The sequence below is a fragment of the Sphingomonas sp. RS6 genome (assembly GCF_054489705.1).
Window position 1 is genome coordinate 45,905 of sequence record NZ_JBTMWM010000008.1, and the last position, 18,779, is coordinate 64,683.

Annotated in this window: 12 protein-coding genes and 1 tRNA gene; 8 read left to right on the forward strand and 5 right to left on the reverse strand. The window is 66.5% G+C overall.

The genetic code is table 11. The annotated features are described in order from the left end of the window. Window positions 1-163 precede the first annotated feature (163 nt). The 4 genes from ACX40Y_RS14195 (at window position 164) to ACX40Y_RS14210 (ending at window position 2,901) form a co-directional block, all read left to right on the forward strand. Window positions 164-943, forward strand: coding sequence for a DUF4019 domain-containing protein (locus ACX40Y_RS14195; RefSeq protein WP_459120220.1), 780 nt, complete (start codon window positions 164-166; stop codon window positions 941-943). A gap of 394 nt (window positions 944-1,337) precedes the next feature. Further along, window positions 1,338-1,835 carry an SRPBCC domain-containing protein gene (locus tag ACX40Y_RS14200; RefSeq protein WP_459120221.1) on the forward strand — a complete coding sequence of 166 codons (498 nt, stop codon included), beginning with the start codon at window positions 1,338-1,340 and terminating at the stop codon, window positions 1,833-1,835. Between the two features lie 68 nt (window positions 1,836-1,903). After that, window positions 1,904-2,743 (forward strand): formate/nitrite transporter family protein, encoded by an 840-nt coding sequence (locus ACX40Y_RS14205; protein WP_459120222.1) that lies wholly within the window; start codon window positions 1,904-1,906, stop codon window positions 2,741-2,743. A 71-nt stretch (window positions 2,744-2,814) separates the two neighbouring features. Beyond that, window positions 2,815-2,901: transfer RNA gene (locus ACX40Y_RS14210), tRNA-Leu, on the forward strand. A gap of 5 nt (window positions 2,902-2,906) precedes the next feature. On the opposite strand, the gene ACX40Y_RS14215 is transcribed toward ACX40Y_RS14210, so the two are convergent. Further along, window positions 2,907-5,339: a hypothetical protein gene (locus ACX40Y_RS14215; protein WP_459120223.1), complete on the reverse strand. Its 2,433-nt coding sequence runs from the start codon at window positions 5,337-5,339 to the stop codon at window positions 2,907-2,909. A 193-nt stretch (window positions 5,340-5,532) separates the two neighbouring features. Here ACX40Y_RS14215 and ACX40Y_RS14220 point away from each other — a divergent pair, with 193 nt between their 5' ends. The 3 genes from ACX40Y_RS14220 to ACX40Y_RS14230 are packed head-to-tail and all read left to right on the forward strand — an operon-like array spanning window position 5,533 to window position 11,313. Continuing rightward, window positions 5,533-8,628 (forward strand): response regulator, encoded by a 3,096-nt coding sequence (locus ACX40Y_RS14220; protein WP_459120224.1) that lies wholly within the window; start codon window positions 5,533-5,535, stop codon window positions 8,626-8,628. Beyond that, window positions 8,613-9,488: a CheR family methyltransferase gene (locus ACX40Y_RS14225; protein ID WP_459120225.1), complete on the forward strand. Its 876-nt coding sequence runs from the start codon at window positions 8,613-8,615 to the stop codon at window positions 9,486-9,488. Before ACX40Y_RS14220 ends, ACX40Y_RS14225 begins: the two co-directional genes overlap by 16 nt. Continuing rightward, complete coding sequence (locus ACX40Y_RS14230) at window positions 9,478-11,313, forward strand: response regulator (protein ID WP_459120226.1); 1,836 nt, start codon at window positions 9,478-9,480, stop codon at window positions 11,311-11,313. The genes ACX40Y_RS14225 and ACX40Y_RS14230 overlap by 11 nt, the downstream gene beginning before the upstream one ends. 4 nt (window positions 11,314-11,317) lie before the next feature. On the opposite strand, the gene ACX40Y_RS14235 is transcribed toward ACX40Y_RS14230, so the two are convergent. Together ACX40Y_RS14235 and ACX40Y_RS14240 are read right to left on the reverse strand one after the other, a co-directional pair. Further along, window positions 11,318-12,457 (reverse strand): glycoside hydrolase family 68 protein, encoded by a 1,140-nt coding sequence (locus ACX40Y_RS14235; RefSeq protein WP_459120227.1) that lies wholly within the window; start codon window positions 12,455-12,457, stop codon window positions 11,318-11,320. Window positions 12,458-12,481: 24 nt separating this feature from the next. Continuing rightward, on the reverse strand, window positions 12,482-14,956 hold the full coding sequence (locus ACX40Y_RS14240; protein WP_459120228.1) for a TonB-dependent receptor: 2,475 nt from the start codon (window positions 14,954-14,956) through the stop codon (window positions 12,482-12,484). A gap of 217 nt (window positions 14,957-15,173) precedes the next feature. Between ACX40Y_RS14240 and ACX40Y_RS14245 the strand changes: the two genes are divergently transcribed. After that, on the forward strand, window positions 15,174-16,442 hold the full coding sequence (locus ACX40Y_RS14245) for an MFS transporter (RefSeq protein WP_459120229.1): 1,269 nt from the start codon (window positions 15,174-15,176) through the stop codon (window positions 16,440-16,442). Between the two features lie 3 nt (window positions 16,443-16,445). Here ACX40Y_RS14245 and ACX40Y_RS14250 read toward each other — a convergent pair whose 3' ends face one another. Both ACX40Y_RS14250 and ACX40Y_RS14255 read right to left on the reverse strand, forming a co-directional pair. Then, window positions 16,446-17,441 (reverse strand): LacI family DNA-binding transcriptional regulator, encoded by a 996-nt coding sequence (locus ACX40Y_RS14250; protein ID WP_459120230.1) that lies wholly within the window; start codon window positions 17,439-17,441, stop codon window positions 16,446-16,448. A gap of 113 nt (window positions 17,442-17,554) precedes the next feature. Next, a complete protein-coding gene (locus tag ACX40Y_RS14255) occupies window positions 17,555-18,613 on the reverse strand; it encodes a PLP-dependent cysteine synthase family protein (RefSeq protein WP_459120231.1) in 1,059 nt (352 codons plus the stop codon). Between the last annotated feature and the right edge of the window lie 166 nt (window positions 18,614-18,779).

Sequence of the window (18,779 nt, forward strand, 5' to 3'; positions counted from 1 at the left end):
GGTCACCCTGAATCATGCATCTTCTCCCAGGCCGGGTGCAGCCTATGCCCTCCCGCCCGGCATCGCAATGCCGCGTGCCTGGCGACCCGGCAGCCCGTGCGCCCTCGCCCTACAAGAAATTCGGGGTGGCCGCTCCGGCACCTGCGCCCTAGGCATTCCGCCTATGGACGTGTTGCGTGATGCGTGTCGCTGGGGCCTGACCGACAAGGAGAAGCAGACGCTTCGCCTGATGGTGCGCGGGCATGATGCGAAATCGATCGCCCGCAGCCTCGGCCTTTCCGTCCACACGATCAACGAACGCCTTCGCGAGGCGCGGCGCAAGATGGCGGTATCGAGCAGCCGCGAAGCCGCCCGGCTTCTGCTCGAGGCCGAAGACGGTCTGGCGCCCGCATCCCCCGAAAATCGGGTGGACACGGGAATCGGGGAAGACCCGGCGCCCATGACGGCCGATCCCGTTGCGGCGCCCCCGATGGGCGCAGGGTGGGCAGGTCGCCCGCTCTGGATCGTTGCTGGAGCCCTCACCATGATGATTGCCCTTTCCGCACTCGCCTTCGCCGTGCTGCCGCCTTCGGGCGCATTGCCCGTGCGGCAGGCGGCGACCGATCCCGTCCCCGCCAATGCCGAGGTGGTTCAGGCCGCACTGAACTGGCTGTCGCTGGTCGATCAGGGGAAGTGGGACGAAAGCTATCGCGGCACCACGGCCGCGTTCCGCAAGCTGAACAGCGCCAAGACCTGGGCGTCGGTTTCCGAACGGGTGCGTCCGCCGCTCGGCGCGGTGCTGTCGCGAACGCTGCTCCGCCAGGAAAACCTGCCTGCGCCGCCGGGTGGCTATGAGGTCGTCAAATTCCGCACCAGCTTCGCGAACAAGGCCGATGCGATCGAAACCGTCACGCTCGAACAGGGTGGCGGCATGTGGCGTGTCGCTGGTGTCACCATAGAGTGAGTTGGTGCGGCCATCGCGCCGGGACGGCCCTTGGGCGGGCGTCCCGGCCTGGTCGCCTGGCGCTCGTGCTGCGGGCTCTGTCCTACACGCATCGTTCGCTGTATGTTCCGTTCCTGTCTGGTCCGGTCGGGGGGAGCGTGCGCGCATGCGAAAAACGTCAGATACGGCAACTTTGGCAACTTCGGCCTGTGCGGCGGGACGGTTCTGCACGCGCCTTCGCTGCCCTCGCCGGCGCGGGTCGTCGCGCGGGAGGCGCGGAAATCCGCGGGTTTCGGGCTGTCGCGGGTGCGGCGATTGCCGCCGTCCGAACGCGACGCGAATCGCCAACCGGATGGTGTGCTTTCCGCGGCGGCGATGCACGCTATCATTCGCGAATTGCAGCAGGAGGAAGACGATGGCCGAATCCGTGGAGAGTCCGTTTGTCGCGCCGAACCGCACCGCCGTGGCGCGCCGTTCCGATCGCGAGCTGGCGGTGACGCGCCTGTTCGATGCGCCGCCGCCCATCGTCTTTCGCGCCTGGTCTGAGGCTGCCCTGTTCCGCCGCTGGTGGGTGCCCGAGGGGGCGGGGATCACGCTGGTCGGCTGCGAGATGGATGTCCGCACCGGCGGCAGCTATCGCCTCGAATTCGCCGCCGGCGACGAGACCATGGCCTTTTACGGCAAGTATCTGGAGGTGGTGCCCGGCGAGCGCATCGTCTGGACCAATGACGAGGGGGAGGCGGGCGCCGTCACCACGGTCACGTTTCAGGCGCAGGACGGCAGGACGCTGCTCACCTTTCACGAACGCTATCCCGATGCAGCCGCGCTCGACGAGGCGATGGACGGATCGGCGGCCGGCCTGCCGATCCAGCTCGACCAGCTGGGGGCGCTGTTGCCGGCGCTGGGCGGTTAGGCCGGGCGGTGTCCCAAAGGGCCGGTCGCGCGGCCGCAACCTAACGCGGTGCGCGACGTTGAGCGCGGATGGAACAGCCCCGAAACGATGCCGATCCCGCCGACGAGGCCCATCTGCCCGACGATGAGGAGGAAGAGGTCGAGCGCCGGCGTGCCGCGCCGTCGCGCGTCATCCACGAGGTCATTCGTCGTCAGGGCGACGAGGAACTCGATCGGCCGGCGAGTTCGCTGCTCTGGTCGGGCGTGGTCGCCGGGGTGGCGATGGCGGCGTCGGTGCTGGGGCGCGGGCTGATCGAAAGCCATCTGCCCGATGCGCCGTGGCGGCTGGCGGTGTCGAGCATCGGCTATTCGCTGGGGTTCGTGATCGTGATCCTCGGGCGGCTTCAGCTGTTCACGGAGAGCACGCTCTCCGCGGTGATCCCGGCGGTGGCCAATCCGACGGCGCGGAATTTGCGGCGGCTCGCGCGGCTCTGGGCGCTGGTGTTCCTGGCGAACATGGCCGGCACGCTGCTGATCGCCTATCTGGTCGCGACCGGCTGGTCGGGCACGCCCGAGGCGACCGCGGCGATGCTGGAAACGTCGCGCAGCCTCGTCGATCACAGCGGCTGGGGCGCGGTGCGGGCCGGGGTGCCGGCGGGGTTCCTGATGGCGGCGATCGCCTGGTCGCTGCCGGGGGCGCGGAAGCAGGAATTCTTCGTGATCCTGTTCTGCACCTATTTCATCTCGCTCGGCGGCTTTGCGCATGTCGTGGCCGGGGCGGTGGAGGCGTGGCTGTTGTGGCTGGCGGGCGAGGCGAGCCTCAGCTGGGTGCTGTTCGACTTTCTGGCGCCTGCGCTGCTCGGCAACATCCTCGGCGGATCGGTGCTGTTCGCGCTGCTCGCCCATGCCCAGGTGCGCGAGGAATTGTGATGCGCAAGGCATCTGGCATTCCCCGTCGCACCTGCCTATAGGAGCCGGCGGTCGCGGCGACGCGGCCCCATGCGGGTGTGGCGGAATTGGTAGACGCAGCGGACTCAAAATCCGCCTCTGGCAACAGATTGTCGGTTCGAGTCCGACCACCCGTACCAACGCTTCAGCCGCTGCTCGACAGGCGGAGCGTCACCGGCAGGTCCGGCGCATCTCGCAGCCGTATGCCGATCGTGCCGCTGGCGGGCGCCGGAAGCTCGATGGTCCGCCCGACAAAGCCCTGCGGCACGGCGATGGCGGCCGAGCCGACCATGATCGAGTCGATCAGGTTGAGCGCCTCGCCCCGCACCGTGCAGCGGCTGGCCGGCGGCGTCCCGCAGTCGATCCCGGCGATGCGGGGGAGGCGGACCAGCACGCCCAGCGGCACCCAGTCGCTGGCGACGCCGTCGCGGACCAGCCGGAAGCGGAGCGGCCCCGCCACCGACGGGCCGAAGCTGCCGGCATCGAGCCGGGCGACGAGCACGGCATCGCTCTCGCGCTGCAGGCCGTGTCCGCTGGAGAGCCTGAGCGTGGCCAGCGCCTCGCCGACGCTGACCTCGACGGCGTCGCTGGGCCGGAATTTGGTCGCGTCGTCGCCGGCGCGGATCGAAAAGTCGAGCACCGCGTCGCTCGCCACCAGTTCGCCATCGGCCTTGCCGATGCGCCAGGCGTCGGCGGGGCGGCTTGTCCGCTTGCCGATCAGCGCCAGCGTCGGCCGTGGCGCCGCCAGCCGGACGGGGAGCGTCAGCGTCCGGCCGTCGTCGAGGCTGACCCGGGCGACGCCGCCGCCGGTTGCCGGCAGCCGCGCCCCCTCGGCGGCGACCAGCGCCAGCCGGTCGCGGTCGCCGTCCCGGCTCAGGCTGCCGGGCACCATGCGGATGCCGCCCAGCGTCACGGCCTGCACCTGGTCGAGCCGGAGGCCGGACAGCGTCGCCCGGTCGTCGCCGGCATGGGCATCAAGGCCGTCGAGCCTTGCCGCCTGTGCCAGCGCATCCAGCCGCATCGTGGCGGGTGCCGCGGCGCCATATTGGCGGATCTCGATGGTCACGTCGCCGACCTGTGCGTCGTCGAGGGGCAGGGTCAGCGCCGCCGCGTCGTCGCCGGCCACCGCCCAGGTCACGGGCTGCGGCGCGCCGTTGTCGAGCTGCATCGTCACCCGCTCGATGCAGGCAGGGGCCGACCCGACGATGCGGAGCACGTTGCTGCGGCCGACGACCAGCTTCTCGTCCGCCTGCGCCGGCCGCCAGTTGCCCGCGTCCGGGAACTGGAGCGTGAATTCGGGCCCGTCGAACGGCTCGAACCCCCATTTGCCGTGCAACTGCGCCCGAACCGTGCCGTGCAGCCCCTCCAGCGCGGCGGCATCGTCGAGCACGAAGCCGGCCCGATCGGCACGCGCTTCGACCGGCAGGTCAAGCGGCGAGCCGCCGGGCGGGGTCAGTTGAACCTTCATGTCGTGGGCGTAGGCGGTCGAAAAGACGAGTGGCGCGCCTTCGACGGGGAGTTTCAGGTCGGTGCGGGCGCCGCAAAGCGGGCCGGGATCGCCGTTCCGCAGCCGCGGCGGGCGGTCCGCGCCGATTGCCGGCATCGGAATCACCATCACCGATTTCGGCTTGGCGAAGGAAGGTGCGGTATTGAGCTTGAGCGCCAGCCGCTCGCCCAGCGGGGTGACCAGCGTCGGCAGATAATTGAACTGCGGGTTGCTGAACGCCCCGAACACCCGCGCCAGGTCGCGCACCACCGCAATATACGGGCTGTAATAGCCAAGTCCCGCTTCGCGCGTGTAGCTGAGCTGGAGCGCAAGATCGGTCGGCTTGCCCGCCAGCGTTTCCGCCATCGAGTTGCTGTGCACGTCCGAAAGCACCAGCGAATCCCGGTTCTCGAGCAGGCACGCGGCCTGGAACTCGACCACCTTGGCCAGGCAATCGTCGTTGAGCTTCATCGCCAGGCTCTGCGCCAGCACCGGCGCAATACGGCGGAGATATTCGGGATGCGTGTTGTCCTGCGCGCGGATCGCCGCGACAAAGGCATCGAGGCGCGATCGATCGAGCGACGCCTGGTTGAGCGACTGCGTCGCCCGCACGAACTCGCCGGGCCTTCCCTGCACGGCGGAGGTGATGCTGCCCGCCGCGCCGCCGGTATCGGGCACCATGAACAGCACCAGCTGCTTCGCGTTTTCCGGCACCGTCAGCGTCAGGCTGTTGTCCTTCTGCTTGCGCTTCCAGGTTTCGGCGACGTCGATCCACTGCTTAGGCGGCGGATTGGTGGCACCGTTGAGGAATGCCGAAACCAGCAGAAAGGATTCGCGCTGATCGTCCGGCAGATCGGCCGCGATGTGCAGCTTGTCGCCCGGCGCCAGCCCCGGCACCTGCGCGATCGGCAGCGTGGTGGTCCCGCGCGTGACGCTGATCCGCAGGCCGGGGCCGGACAGGTCGAACGCGGGGGGATCGGCCGCCGCTGCCGGTGGAGTCACGAGCAGTGTCGCCGGCGCGAGCCACGGCACCGAACGGGCGACGCAGCCAGCGTGTCGCGCGGCTGCAATCAGCGAGTTGCGCACGGTCATGTTTCTCCAAATGCGTAAGGCCCGCGTTCGATCAATCCCAAGCGGCTCCAGCGCGGCCAGATCATGGCGGGGATGCGGCATTTGCGCGTTCCGCCCGCGCATGCGGCGCCGATGGGACGGGGATCGAGGGGCGGGTTGCATCTGGCGGACAAACAAGGATAACCGCCCGGTTTCCTTCCCGCAGAGTATTCAGATGTCGCCACGCTATCGCCGGTACCGCTCCTGGATGTTCTATGCGGGGCTGATGCTGCTGCTTGCAGCGCCGTTCGTGGCTGATCTCAGCTTTCCGCTCGGGACCGCGGTCTGGGTGGCGTATCTGCTGCCAACGGTGATCGGCTATCTCGCCCAGCGGCCGCTGGTCCCGCCGATCGTCGCGGCGGTCTCCACGCTGTTGATCATCGCCGGGTTTACGCTGGCACCCGCCGGCATCGACCCAAGCGTCGCCATCGCCAACCGTTCGCTCGGTGTCGTGGTGACGTGGATCCTGGCGGTGATCGGCTACGCCTTTATCCGTAACCGGCTCGCGATCCGGCGCGAGGAGTGGCTTCAGGCCGGGCAGGTGGGCCTTGCCGATGCCGTGGGCGGCGAACTGCCGATCGATGTGCTGGGTGAGCGAGCGCTCCACTATCTGGTGACCTATCTCAATGCGCAGGCTGGCGCGATTTTCATTCGCGACGGCCAGATATTTCGTCGCCAGGCGACCTATGGAGTCCCGGCCGGGGCGCCCGTGCCGGAGACCGTCGGGCCGAGTGACGGGCTGTTGGGCCAGGCGATCGCCGACAAGCGCCAGTTCGTCGTGCAGGATGTGCCCGACGGCTATCTCTATTTCGGCTCGGGCCTGGGGCGGGCGCGGCCCGGCGCATTGCTGATCGGAGTCAGCGAAGCCGATGGCGAGGCGAACGCGGTCATCGAGCTCGGGTTCGGCCAGCCGGTCGATACCGACGCACAGGCACTCCTGGCTCGCGTTTCGGGGCAACTCGGCATCTCGATCCGCTCGGGCAAATATCGTGCCCGGCTGCGCGAGCTGCTCGAGGAAACGCAGCAACAGGCCGAGGAACTGCAGGTCCAGAGCGAGGAGCTGCGCGCCAACAATGACGAGCTCGAGACGCAGAGCCGCCAGCTTCAGGATACCGCGGCGCGGCTTGAGAATCAGCAGGCCGAGCTCGAACAGAGCAATGCCGAACTGGCGGCGCAGACCCGCCAGCTGGAATTGCAGCGCGACGAACTCGCCCGTGCCCAGACGTCGCTGGAGAAACAGGCGGCCGATCTGGACCGGGCAAGCCGCTACAAGTCCGAATTTCTCGCCAATATGAGCCACGAGCTGCGCACGCCGCTGAACTCGCTCCTCATCATGGCGCGGCTGCTCGCCGAGAACCGCGCCGGTAACCTCACCGGCGAACAGGTTCGGCATGCCGAGACGATCGAGACATCGGGCAACGATCTGCTCACGCTGATCAACGACATCCTCGACATCTCGAAGATCGAGGCCGGCAAGCTGGAGCTTCAGCCGCGGCGCGTCCGGATCGAGCCCGTGCTCGACAAGTTGCAGTCGCTGTTTGCCGCTTCCGCCACGGCGAAGGGGCTTGCGATGCGCGTCGAGCGCGCGGCGGACGCGCCGGCCGAGATCGACACCGATCCCCAGCGTCTCGAACAGGTTTTGAAGAACTTCCTGTCGAACGCGATCAAGTTCACCGAACGCGGCGAAGTGGCGCTGGCGGTTACCGGTCTGGCGGACGGGCGCATTACATTCACCGTCCGCGATACGGGCGTCGGCATCCCGCCCGACCAGCAACAGATCATCTTCGAGGCGTTCCGACAGGCGGACGGAACGGTGAGCCGCAAATATGGCGGCACCGGGCTGGGCCTGTCGATTTCGCGCGAGCTGGCGCGCCTGCTCGGCGGCGAGGTGACGGTGGAAAGCGTGCCGGGCGAGGGCAGCCGCTTTTCGCTGGTGCTGCCGGCGGTGCATGATCCCGCCGCGATCCAGTCGCCGGCGCCTGCGTCGCCCGCGCCGACCAAGCCCCTGCCGTCCAATCCCAAGCCCGCTCGCGCGCGCAGCGCCCCCGCGGCCGAAGATGATCGCGAGCGTCTGTCGGGGGATTCGCGCGTGATCCTGATCGTCGAGGACGATCCGGTCTTTGCGCGCATTCTATGCGACATCGCGCACGATCAGGGCTTCCAGTGCCTGATCGCCGGCACCGCCGACGAGGGGGCGCTGATGGCCAGGCAATATGTGCCGAATGCGGTGATCCTCGACATGAACCTGCCCGATCACACCGGGCTTTCGGTGCTCGATCGCATCAAGCGCGATGTGCGCACGCGGCACATCCCCGTTCATGTCGTGTCGGTCGACGATGACAGCCAGGCGGCGCTTTCAAGCGGCGCGGTCGGCTATCTGTTCAAGCCGGTCCGACGCGAACAGCTGGTCGATATGCTGGAGGGGCTGGAATCGCGGATGGCGCAGCGCATGCGACGCGTGTTGGTCGTCGAGGATGACGCGCAGCAGGCGGAAAGCGTCAAGCAACTGCTCGCCTCGCGCGACGTCGAAACCGTCGAGGCGCATTCGGCGGCCGATTGCGTCCGCCGGCTGGGCGACGCGACGTTCGACTGCATGGTGCTCGATCTCAACCTTCCTGATGCGTCGGGGCTCGATCTGCTCGACCGGCTGAGCAACGATGAAAGCGTCGGCTTCCCGCCGGTGATCGTCTATACCGGCCGTGACCTGAGTGCAGACGAGGAATTGCGGCTGCGCAAATATTCCAAGTCGATCATCGTCAAGGGCGCCAAGTCGCCCGAGCGGCTGCTCGACGAGGTGACGCTGTTCCTCCACCAGGTGGTGTCGGAGCTGCCCGAGCCGCAACAGGCGCTGATCGCCAAGTCGCTCGGCCGCGATTCGGCTCTGGAAGGTCGATCGATTCTGGTTGTCGAGGACGACATCCGGAACGTTTATGCACTTACCAGCATTTTCGAGCCGCATGGCGTTTCTGTTCGCATCGCCCGTAACGGCCGCGAGGCACTGGCGGCACTCGACGAGTCGGCGCGCGGGATCGCCGCGCCGGTCGATCTCGTGCTGATGGACGTGATGATGCCCGAGATGGATGGGCTGACCGCAACGCGCGAGATCCGCAAGCAGCGCTGGGGACGGGCGATGCCGATCATCGCGCTGACCGCCAAGGCGATGGCGCGCGACCAGCAGGACTGCCTCGACGCCGGCGCGAACGACTATCTCGCCAAGCCGCTCGACGTCGACAAGCTGCTCAGCCTGGTCCGGGTATGGATGCCGCGTTGAACGACGAGCCGATTCCGCCGCACGAGGCGATCGAGCTCGATCTGCTGCTCGACGCGATCTGGCGCCAGTATCATTACGATTTTCGCGGTTATGCGCGAACGTCGTTGCATCGGCGGCTCGATCGCGCCCGGCAGCGTTTCGGCTGCGCCAGCCTGTCGCAGCTCCAGCATCTGATGTTGCGCGACCGCGGGGTCTTTGCCGAGTTGATGGGTTTTCTCACCATCCAGGTGAGCGAGATGTTTCGCGACCCCGTGTATTTTCGCGCCTTGCGGGAAACGGTGGTGCCGCATTTGCGCACCTGGCCTTCGCTCAAGGTCTGGATCGCGGGCTGCGCCAATGGCGAGGAATTCTATTCGCTGGCGATCCTGTTCCACGAGGAGGGGCTGGCGGATCGCACGATGTTCTATTGCACCGACATCAGCCCGGCCGCGCTGCGCAAGGCGGAAGCGGGAATCTATGATCTGGAGCGGCTGCCGCAATTTACCGAGAACCACCGGCGCTCGGGCGGGAAATCGTCACTATCGGATTATTACACAGCAGCTTATGGTGCGGCGGTGTTTGACAAGAGCCTTCGCGAGCGTGCGGTTTTCGCAGAGCACAGCCTTGCCACCGACCAAGTGTTCGGCGAGCTGCAGTTGGTCTCCAGCCGGAACGTGCTGATCTATTTCGATCGTGCGCTTCAGGATCGTGCGCTGGGGCTGTTCGGCGATTCGCTGGTGCGCGGCGGCTTTCTCGGGCTCGGCGCGCGGGAGACGCTGCGCTTTTCCCGTTATGCTGCGGCCTTTTCGGACTTTGACGCGGGCGAGAAGATCTATCGTCGGAACAGCACTGATCTGAAGGCGCTTCGCGATGCCGCGTGAAACGGTCAAGGTCCTCGCGGTCGACGACGTCGCTGAAAACCTGATCGCTCTGGAGGCGCTGTTGCGTCGCGAGGGTATGGAATTGCTGACGGCGCGTTCGGGGACCGAGGCGCTGGAACTGTTGCTCAGCCATGATGTCGCGCTGGCGCTGCTCGACGTGCAGATGCCCGGCATGGACGGTTTCGAGCTGGCCGAGCTGATGCGCGGCACCGAACGGACGCGGCGTATTCCGATCATCTTTCTCACTGCTGTCGCGACCGATGAGCGCCGGCGGTTTCGCGGCTACGAAACCGGCGCCGTCGATTATCTGCTCAAGCCGGTCGACGCGCAGATCGTTCGCAACAAGGTGGAGATCTTCGTCGAGCTTGCGCGGCAACGATTCGAAATCGCACGTCAGCGCGACCGCCATGCCGCCGCGCTCGCGCGGTTGAACGCCCATCGCGACAATTCGCCGCTTGCGATCGTCGAATTCGACGCCGACCAGCGGATCGTGGCGTGGTCGGCCGGGGCGGAGCGCCTGTTCGGGTGGCGATCGGCCGAGGTATCAGGGCTGCGCCCGTGCGAGATCGAATGGCTGGACAGCGAACATTCAGAGGTTTTCGCGGGGCTGATCCAGGGAATGATCGCGGGCGAGCGCGTGCGCGACATGCGCACCCTGAAGATGCGGACATCGGTAGGCGCCACGCTTTATTGCGAATGCTATGGCTCCGCATTGCTGGCGGCCGACGGTACCTTGATTTCGGTGAACACCCAGATTCTCGACATTACCGAACGGGTTCGCGCAGAGGAAACGCAGCGGCTGCTGATCGGCGAGCTCAACCACCGGGTGAAGAACACGCTCGCCTCGGTCCAGGCGATCGCGGCGCAGACGCTGCGCCATTCGAGCGGGCCTTCGGACTTCGCGCCGACCTTCACCGGCCGCATCCATTCGCTGGCACGCGCGCATTCGCTGCTGAGCAGCACCACCTGGCAAGGCGCGAGCCTGAAGGAACTGATCGATGGCCAGTTGCAGACCGGCACGATCGACCCCGAAAGGCTGGACACGCGGGGCCCGGACTTGGACCTCGCCCCCGAGCCTGCGCTGCATCTGGCGCTGGTGCTGCACGAACTGGCCACAAACGCGTATAAATATGGCGCGCTTTCCGTGCCCGAGGGGCGCGTGTCGCTGCTGTGGGGCGTGCGCGATGGCAAGCTCGAACTCGACTGGTCGGAACATGGCGGGCCCAGTGTCGCCCCAGCGTCGCGCAAGGGATTCGGCACGGCGCTGATCGAGCGTAGTCTGAAGGCGGAAGGGGGCAGCGCGGTCGCCGATTTCAGCGAGCGGGGCGTCGCCTGGAAGCTGACGATTCCCTATGCGAGCGCGGTTCGTGCGCGCAACAAGGCGAGGGCGCCGCGCCCGGCGGTGATACAGGGCGCGAGTGCCGTGGTGGAGGATGCCATTCGCGGCAAGCGGTTCCTGGTGATCGAGGACGAGCCGCTCGTCGCGATCGAACTGGCGACCATCCTCAACGATGCGGGCGGCGAGGTTGTCGATGTCGCCGCGTCGGCCGAGGATGCGATGGCGGCGATCATTGGCAATCCGACGGTGGACGGGGTGCTGCTCGACGGCAATCTGCAAGGCGCTGCGGCGGACGAGATCGCCGTCGCGCTGATCGAGCGGCGGATCCCGTTCGTCTTCGTCAGCGGCTATGGCCGCGATCACCTACCGTCGGGTCTTGAAACGGTGCCGGTGATCGAGAAACCGTTTGTGCCTCGCCAGCTGACGGCGGCGGTTTCGGCGCTGCTCGCCGGGGCGACGGCGGAAATCGCCACCCCGGCGGACTGACCCGTTACGATATGATCGTCGCGCGGTCGCCGTCGATCGCCAGTTGCAGCACCGGCGCTGGGGTGCCGAGAAATGCCTGGCGCGCGGCCGCCACGCTCTCCGGCGGCGTGGCGCGGCCGACGAGATCGGCGAAGCTCCACACGCTGAGATCGGCGTTCACCAGCCAGCTATAGGCCTGGAACGGCGCCTCGGGCGGGTTGGCGATCACCAGCCCGGTGCCGTTTAGCGGGCGCCACGGCCCGGCGATACGATCCGCGGTCAGGCCGTAGAGCCCGGTCGGCCCGATCGGACCGTCGGGCGCAAACACCTTTGCTTGGGTCGACCAGAACAACAGCAACCGGCCACCATGCACGACGATGTGCGGGCGTTCGAGTTCGTTGTTGAGCCCGACCGCGTCAACGAGCGGGGGCAGCAATTCCCAACCGGATTCGGTGCGCCGCGCATGGCCGATTACGCCGTTCCATCTCGACGCCGACTGCGCCTGCGACGCGGTGAACAGCAGATATTCCTTGCCGTTTGCGGGATCGACGAACGGCGCCGGATCGCGAAACGCCTTGATCGTGCCGACCTCGCCGCCGCCGATCAGATCGGCCTGGTAGAGCTTGTCGTCCGGCACGACGAGTTCGCGCGGGCAACTCCACTGGGTCACGCGCGGCTTGCCGTCGACGACCGCGAACCGCCCGCGCAGCTGGATCAGCCGCTGGAGATAGCCGGTTTCGGCTTCGCCCCTCACGCCGGCTGCGGTGTAATAGAGCGACAGCGTGGTGCCATCGTCTTCGAGGATAGTGGTGCCGGCCCATTCGCGGCTGCCGGGATTGAGCGTCTCGGGCAGCAGGTGGCCGAAATCACGCCAGCCGTCTTCGGTGATCTGTGCGAGCCGCAGCCGCGCCATTCCGTGCCGGAGTTCAGGATCGTGCAGCACGGGCGCGGTGAGCGCCACCACCAGCGGCCCGCCCGCAAACTGGACAATCCGCCCCCTGCGATCCGTGACCGGCCAGTGATCCCAGAGATCGATTCCGGGCAGGACGCGGGCGGCGCGCCGGAACACCGGTGCCGCCGCGTCCCCCGGCGCGATCCCGGCGACATGCTCCGGCGTCCAGTGGAAGGTCTGGACGCCGGAGCATGCCGGGGGAACTGCGGTCATGGCTTGATCGTCATCGGACATATTTCAGAACGCAACCCGAACTGCGGCCGAGATGGTTCGCCCGTTGATCGAGCGGGCGCGGACGATGCCGTTCGCCGGGATCGTGCCCTCTTCCGCCTCGGTGAAGCCGGCGACGTCGAACAGGTTATTCGCCTGTAGCGAGAGTTGCAGCCGATCGACCGGGCGGACCTGGAGGAACGTGTTGACCGTCGTGTAGCCGGGCAGCTTCAGACCATTATTGTCCTGTGCATAGCTCGACGTGGTGCCGACGATGTTCGCGCCGATCGTGAACAGGCGGGTTTCGTATTGCGGCGTCGTCTGGAAGATGAATTCGGCCTGGCGGCGAGGACGATTGCCGACCACGCCGGGATTGAGGACGTCGCTGACGATCTTGGCGTCGGTCCAGGTGCCGCCGGCATTGATGCTGAAGCCGCCGATCCGGTAGCTGCCCTCCAGCTCGACACCATAGGCGCGGTATTTGCGATCGAAGAAGCGTTGTGTGGTCGCCTCGAAATTCTGCTCCTCGGTACGAGCCCAGAAGCCGGTGGCATAAAAGGCGATGCCGCCCGAGCGATACTTCACGCCGGCTTCTGCCTGGCGCACCATGTCCACTGCCGCATCGGCGCTTACCAGGCTTCCGTCGGTCGTGCTGACGGCAGGGCCGAACAACAGACGATCGGCATTGGCGCGACCGCCGCGGCTGTAGCGAGCGAACAGCGCGAGATCGGGGGCGATGCGGTAGTTCACGCCCAGCGAGTAGGACAGATAATCGAAATCATAATCGACTGGGGCGGGGCTGGAGAGCGGGATCACGGCGACGCGGGTTTCCGCATCCGAGATCACCCCGTCGCCATTCATGTCGCGCGAGACCGTGCCGACACGGCCATCGCCCAGATCGGCGCCGGCGACGCTGCCCTTAGCCGAGCCGAAGTCATAGCGGAGGCTGCCGTCGAGGGTCAGCGCGCCGCTATTGTAGCTGAGCGATGCGAACGGCGCGTTGGTATCATAATCGATGTCATAGGTGCGCCGGCAGCAACCGCCGAAATAGGCGGCGCCATAGCCATAGACGCCGTCCTGGGTGACCAGCGTACCGCCCGAGGTGCGGACATCGACCAGCGCCGCGTTGCCGCCGCCGACGACGTCGGAGAGCAACGACGTCCAGCGCCATTCGGTGTCGATCGTCTGGCGCGATTTGTAGAAGCCGGCGGTGAACGACAGGGCGCCGGCGCCGAGGATGAAATCGCGGCTGAGGCGAAGATCGTTGGTGATGTTGTTCAGGCTGTTCAGCCGGGTGTCGAACACCACGATTTCGGCCAGAAGCCCGTTGCCATTGAGCGCCGACGGATCGATGATCGCCTGGCCGGCTCGCGGGCCGTTCGCATAGCTTAGCGTCGCACCTGCGCCGCCCAGTGCGGTTGCGATCGACGAGGCCGAATCGACGCTGGCCGGGAAGTTCGAGATGAAGCGGCCCGAAATGTCCGAGAAGCGGAACTTGTCGTTTAGCGTCCAGCCGCCGAGATCGACCTGCGCCTCGAACCCGATCGACTTGACCAGCGGGCGCTGGCCGTCGCGAATGTCGTCGGTGACGAGATTGTTCTTGCCGTCGAGCGTGACGTTGCGCGTGATATTGGGCGAATGCAGCGTATCCCGGTTGATCGAGAAATTGGCGATGCTGCTGTAAGTCGGATTGGAGTCGCTGCCCGTCACCCGCACCGGATTGGGCAGATACCCGATCGCGCGATCGTCGAGATATTTGCCGTACACGCGGAAGAAACCGCCGGTGAATTCCTTGGTGACGTTCAGCTTGATCTGGCCGCCCTTGTTGCCGTCATAGCCAGCCTCGCGCGGGCCTTCGCCCTGACGATAGAAGCCGCCGACATGATAGCGCAGCGTATCCGACAGGCGGCCGCCATAATCGAAGTCGAGGCGATATTCGCCATAATCGAGCCCGACCGATGCCTGGGCGGCGCCGCCTTCGGTCTCACCGGTTTTCGAGATCAGGTTGATCACGCCACCAGGCGAGTTCGACGCGAAGGTGGAGGCTGAACCGCCGCGGATCGCCTCGACGCGGGCGACGTTGAAATCCGCGCGCAGAAAGATGTCGGCATTGCCGAAGGTGATGTCGCCATATTCGAGGACCGGCAGCCCGTCTTCCTGAAGCTGCAGGAACTTCGCGCCGCCCGACGCCACCGGCAGGCCGCGTACCGCGATGTTGGCATTGCCTTCGCCGCCGGAGCTTTCGGAACGGATGCCGGGGATGTTGCGGAATACTTCGGCCACCGATCGCGGCGCCGCTTGCTGCAGCGCCTCTGCGTCGATCGAACTGACCGAGACGGAACTGTCGAGGCGGTTTTGCCCGCGCGCGACGCCGGTGACGACGATTTCGTCGGACGACGAATCGGCCGCAGCTGCCTGAACATCGCTGTCGGTGGTCTGCGCCAGGGCCGGGGATGCGATCGCGCACGCCGTGCCGGCAAGCAGTAACGGAAGCAGTTTCATCGTTCCTCTCCCAACTTCGGCCGGCTTGGGCCGGCTCGTTGCAGCTTGCATAATGCAAGTGCAAACGTTTGCCAACGGAAAATTGCAAACGTTTGCGCGATGAGTTACGCTCAAACAGACGCAGGACGATTCCCGGTGTAGAACCGGCGCCGCGTGGGAGAGGGAGAATGCCATGGGCGCGCGCCGACCGGTATTGAGTGCTTTACGGATCGCCGAAATGAACCTTGGGTTCTTCGGCCTGCAATTCTCGTTCGGGCTGCAACAGGCGAATATGGGCCCGATCTACAGCTATCTCGGCGCGGACGAGGCAACGATGCCGCTTCTGTGGCTGGCGGGGCCGATGACCGGGCTGCTCGTGCAGCCGCTGGTCGGCGCGCTTTCCGACCGTACGGTTACGCGGCTTGGCCGGCGGACTCCCTATTTCCTAGTGGGCGCAGTGCTGTGCAGCCTCGGTCTGTTGGCGATGCCGTACAGCCCGGAGCTGTGGGTGGCAGCGAGCCTGCTCTGGATGCTCGACGCAGCGAACAACGTCACGATGGAGCCGTATCGCGCCTATATCAGCGATCGGCTCGACGAATCGCAAAGGCCCGCCGGATTCCTCACCCAGTCGGCGTTCACAGGGCTGGCGCAGACCTTGGCCTATCTGTCGCCGTCGCTGCTCGTGTGGAGCGGATTGAGCATGGACCTGATCGATGCGAACGGCATCCCCGAAATCACCCGCATTGCGTTCGTGATCGGCGCGGTGCTGTCGCTCACGACGATCCTCTGGTCGGTGATCCGCGTGCCCGAATTGCCGGTCGTGGCTGAGCCGGGCGGGCCGGCGCTGTCGGTGCGCAAGGCGATGGCGGATCTGGTCCGCGCCTTTGCCGAAATGCCGCTGCCGATGCGCCAGCTGGCGCTGGCGATGCTGTTCCAGTGGTTCGCGATGTTCGCCTATTGGCAGTATATCACGCTGGCGCTCGCGCGATCGGTGTTCGATACCACCGACCCCACCACGTCGGGTTTCCGCCAGGCGGTGCTGCTCAACGGGCAGGTGGGTGCCTCCTATAACTTCGTTGCCTTCCTTGCCGCCTTCGCGATGGTGCCGATCGCGCGGCGTGTGGGGGCGAGGGGCGTTCATGCCGTGGCGATGCTGCTTTCCGGGCTGGCGATGATTGCCCTGCCTTGGATCGAGCAGCCGATTCTGCTGGTGCTGCCGATGATCGGGATCGGGATCGGTTGGGCGAGCCTGATGGGCAATCCCTATGTAATGCTGGCCGGCGCGATCCCGCCGGCCCGTACCGGCGTCTATATGGGCATTTTCAACATGTTCATCGTCGTGCCGATGCTGATCGAGAGCCTGGTGATGCCATCCATCTATCGCCCGCTGCTCGGCGGCGATCCGCGTAACGTGCTGATCCTGGCCGGCGCGCTGATGCTGGCAGCGACGGCGGCGACGATGCGGGTGCGCGGCGCCGGGCATGCGGTGAAGCCGGCCGCCGTCTGACGTTCAGGCGGTTTCGCGCAGGATCAGCCGTGGCGCCATCATCACCGGCGCCACGGCCTGTCCACCGATGCGCGCGAGCAGCAGTTCGACCAGCAGCCGCGCGCCGCGCTCGACATCCTGGCGTACCGTGGTGAGCGGCGGCGCGGTGTGCGCGGCGATGCTGACATCATCATAGCCGACGATCGACACATCGGCGGGGACGCGCAGCCCGCGATCGGCAATCGCCCGCATCGCGCTCATCGCGATCACGTCCGATGCCGCAAGCATGCCGTCGGGTGCCGGATTGGCGGCCAGATAATCGGCCATTTCGCGATAGGCGCTCTCGACTGTGAGGTGCAGCGGCAGCACCGTTTCGGCGACGCCCTGTGCTTCGGCGACGGCAGCATGGAAGCCGCGGTGGCGGTCGCCGAATTCGGGAACGGCCGGATTGCCCAGAAAGGCGAGGCGACGGCAGCCGCGCGCGATCAGGTGACGCGCGGCGAGTTCGCCCCCGGCAACGTTGTCCGTCCCCACCGTAATCTGGCTGGAGCCATCGCGGGCGGCGCCCCAGACGACCATCGGGTGATAGTCGCCAGCGACGCGCTCGATCTCGTCCAGCTGGTCCGACTGGCCGATCAGGATGATGCCGTCGACCCTGCCCGCAGCGATGATATCGTCCAGCCAGCGCGGCCCCTGCGGGAGTACCCGCGACAGCAACAGGTCATAGCCGTGATTGGCCAGCGTGTCGGCCAGCGGCCCTAGCAAGGCCATGAAGAAGGGGTCGGATAGGGCCTGATCAGCATCGTGACCCATCGGGAACACCACGCCGATCGCGCCGGTCCGCCGCTTGCGCAATGCGCTGGCGGTGTGGTTCAGGCGGAACCCGTGATGATCGGCGAGCGCGCGGATACGATCCTTGGTCGCCTGGGCGACGCGCGGGTGATCGGACAGCGCCCGCGATACCGTGGAAACCGATACCCCGGCGATTTTCGCCAGCTCAACGAGGCCAACCGGTTTCAACAGTGTCTTTCCCCCGACGACACGTCCATCCCCCAGACTTAGAGCGTTTTGGGGGGGCTTGGGAAGTCACTCCGAGTATTTGCCGCACTGCCCCGCCAAATCATTGATCTGGCTCACACGGCCGGGGCGAACAGATCATCTAGTTCGCTGTCATAGGCGGCGATGTCATATCCCTGTGCGTGGCGCCACTGCTCGTCGAAACAGGTCGAGGCATAGCGGCGACCATCGTCGCACAGCAGCGTGACGATCGATCCCCGGCGGCCGGCAGCCTGCATTTCGCGGATCAGGGCGGCGCAGGCCCAGATATTGGTGCCGGTGGAGGCGCCGCACGGCTTGCCAAGCACGCGGCTGATCCTGAGCGCGGCGGCGACGCTTGCAGCGTCGGGCACGGTGATCATCCGGTCGACCACGTCGGGCAGGAACGACGGTTCGAGCTGGAGGCGTCCGATGCCTTCCACGCAGGAGGGCGCGCCGTCGATCGTGGTGATCCGGCGATCCTGGTAATGACGATGAAAGACCGATGCCTCGGGATCGGCGACGCAGAGTTGTGTCGCCAGGCGGCGATAGCGGATGAAGCGGCCGATCGTCGCGGAGGTGCCCCCGGTGCCGGCGCCGCAGACGATATGATCGGGCACGGGATGGGGCTCATGCGCCATCTGCTCGAAGATCGACTGGGCGATGTTGTTGTTGCCGCGCCAGTCGGTCGCGCGCTCGGCATAGGTGAACTGGTCCATGAAATGGCCGCCCAGTTCGGCAGCGAGACGCTGCGCTTCGGTGCGGACCGAACGTGGATCGTCGACCTGATGACACCGGCCGCCGTGGAATTCGATCGCCGCGATTTTCTCGGGCGAGGTGCCGCGCGGCAGTACGGCCACGAAGTCGAGGCCGATCAGCCGCGCAAAGAAGGATTCGGACACGGCGGTCGACCCGCTCGACGCCTCGACGATCGTGGTCCGCGGGCCGATCCAGCCATTGCAAAGCGAGTAGAGAAATAGCGAGCGGGCGAGGCGGTGCTTGAGGCTGCCGGTGGGATGGCTCGATTCGTCCTTGAGGTATAGCGTTACGCCTGGCGCACCGGCAAGTTCGACGCGGATCAGGTGGGTATCTGCCGATCGGTTCAACTCGGCCTCAATCGTCGCGACCGCATCATCCAACCAGGTGCGATCGGCCAACGCGCCTCCGGTTTGAAGCGGGATTGCGACAGCGGGGCCGTAAGCAGGATCGAGCATGCCGCTCCACTAGCGCCTTGAAGGTTCCGACGTCGAGTCCGCTCGCAGAAGTGTGCTCGACGTCGGCGCGCGCCGATTAACCTATGCGAACGATCAATATCGCTCGTCA

Excerpts from the sequence above, each read along its gene's own strand:
- ACX40Y_RS14195 (WP_459120220.1), top strand. The coding sequence starts at position 164 with ATGGACGTGTTGCGTGATGCGTGTCGCTGGGGCCTGACCGACAAGGAG.
- ACX40Y_RS14200 (WP_459120221.1), top strand. The coding sequence starts at position 1,338 with ATGGCCGAATCCGTGGAGAGTCCGTTTGTCGCGCCGAACCGCACCGCC.
- ACX40Y_RS14205 (WP_459120222.1), top strand. The coding sequence starts at position 1,904 with ATGGAACAGCCCCGAAACGATGCCGATCCCGCCGACGAGGCCCATCTG.
- ACX40Y_RS14215 (WP_459120223.1), bottom strand. The coding sequence starts at position 5,339 with ATGACCGTGCGCAACTCGCTGATTGCAGCCGCGCGACACGCTGGCTGC.
- ACX40Y_RS14220 (WP_459120224.1), top strand. The coding sequence starts at position 5,533 with ATGTCGCCACGCTATCGCCGGTACCGCTCCTGGATGTTCTATGCGGGG.
- ACX40Y_RS14225 (WP_459120225.1), top strand. The coding sequence starts at position 8,613 with ATGGATGCCGCGTTGAACGACGAGCCGATTCCGCCGCACGAGGCGATC.
- ACX40Y_RS14230 (WP_459120226.1), top strand. The coding sequence starts at position 9,478 with ATGCCGCGTGAAACGGTCAAGGTCCTCGCGGTCGACGACGTCGCTGAA.
- ACX40Y_RS14235 (WP_459120227.1), bottom strand. The coding sequence starts at position 12,457 with ATGACCGCAGTTCCCCCGGCATGCTCCGGCGTCCAGACCTTCCACTGG.
- ACX40Y_RS14240 (WP_459120228.1), bottom strand. The coding sequence starts at position 14,956 with ATGAAACTGCTTCCGTTACTGCTTGCCGGCACGGCGTGCGCGATCGCA.
- ACX40Y_RS14245 (WP_459120229.1), top strand. The coding sequence starts at position 15,174 with ATGAACCTTGGGTTCTTCGGCCTGCAATTCTCGTTCGGGCTGCAACAG.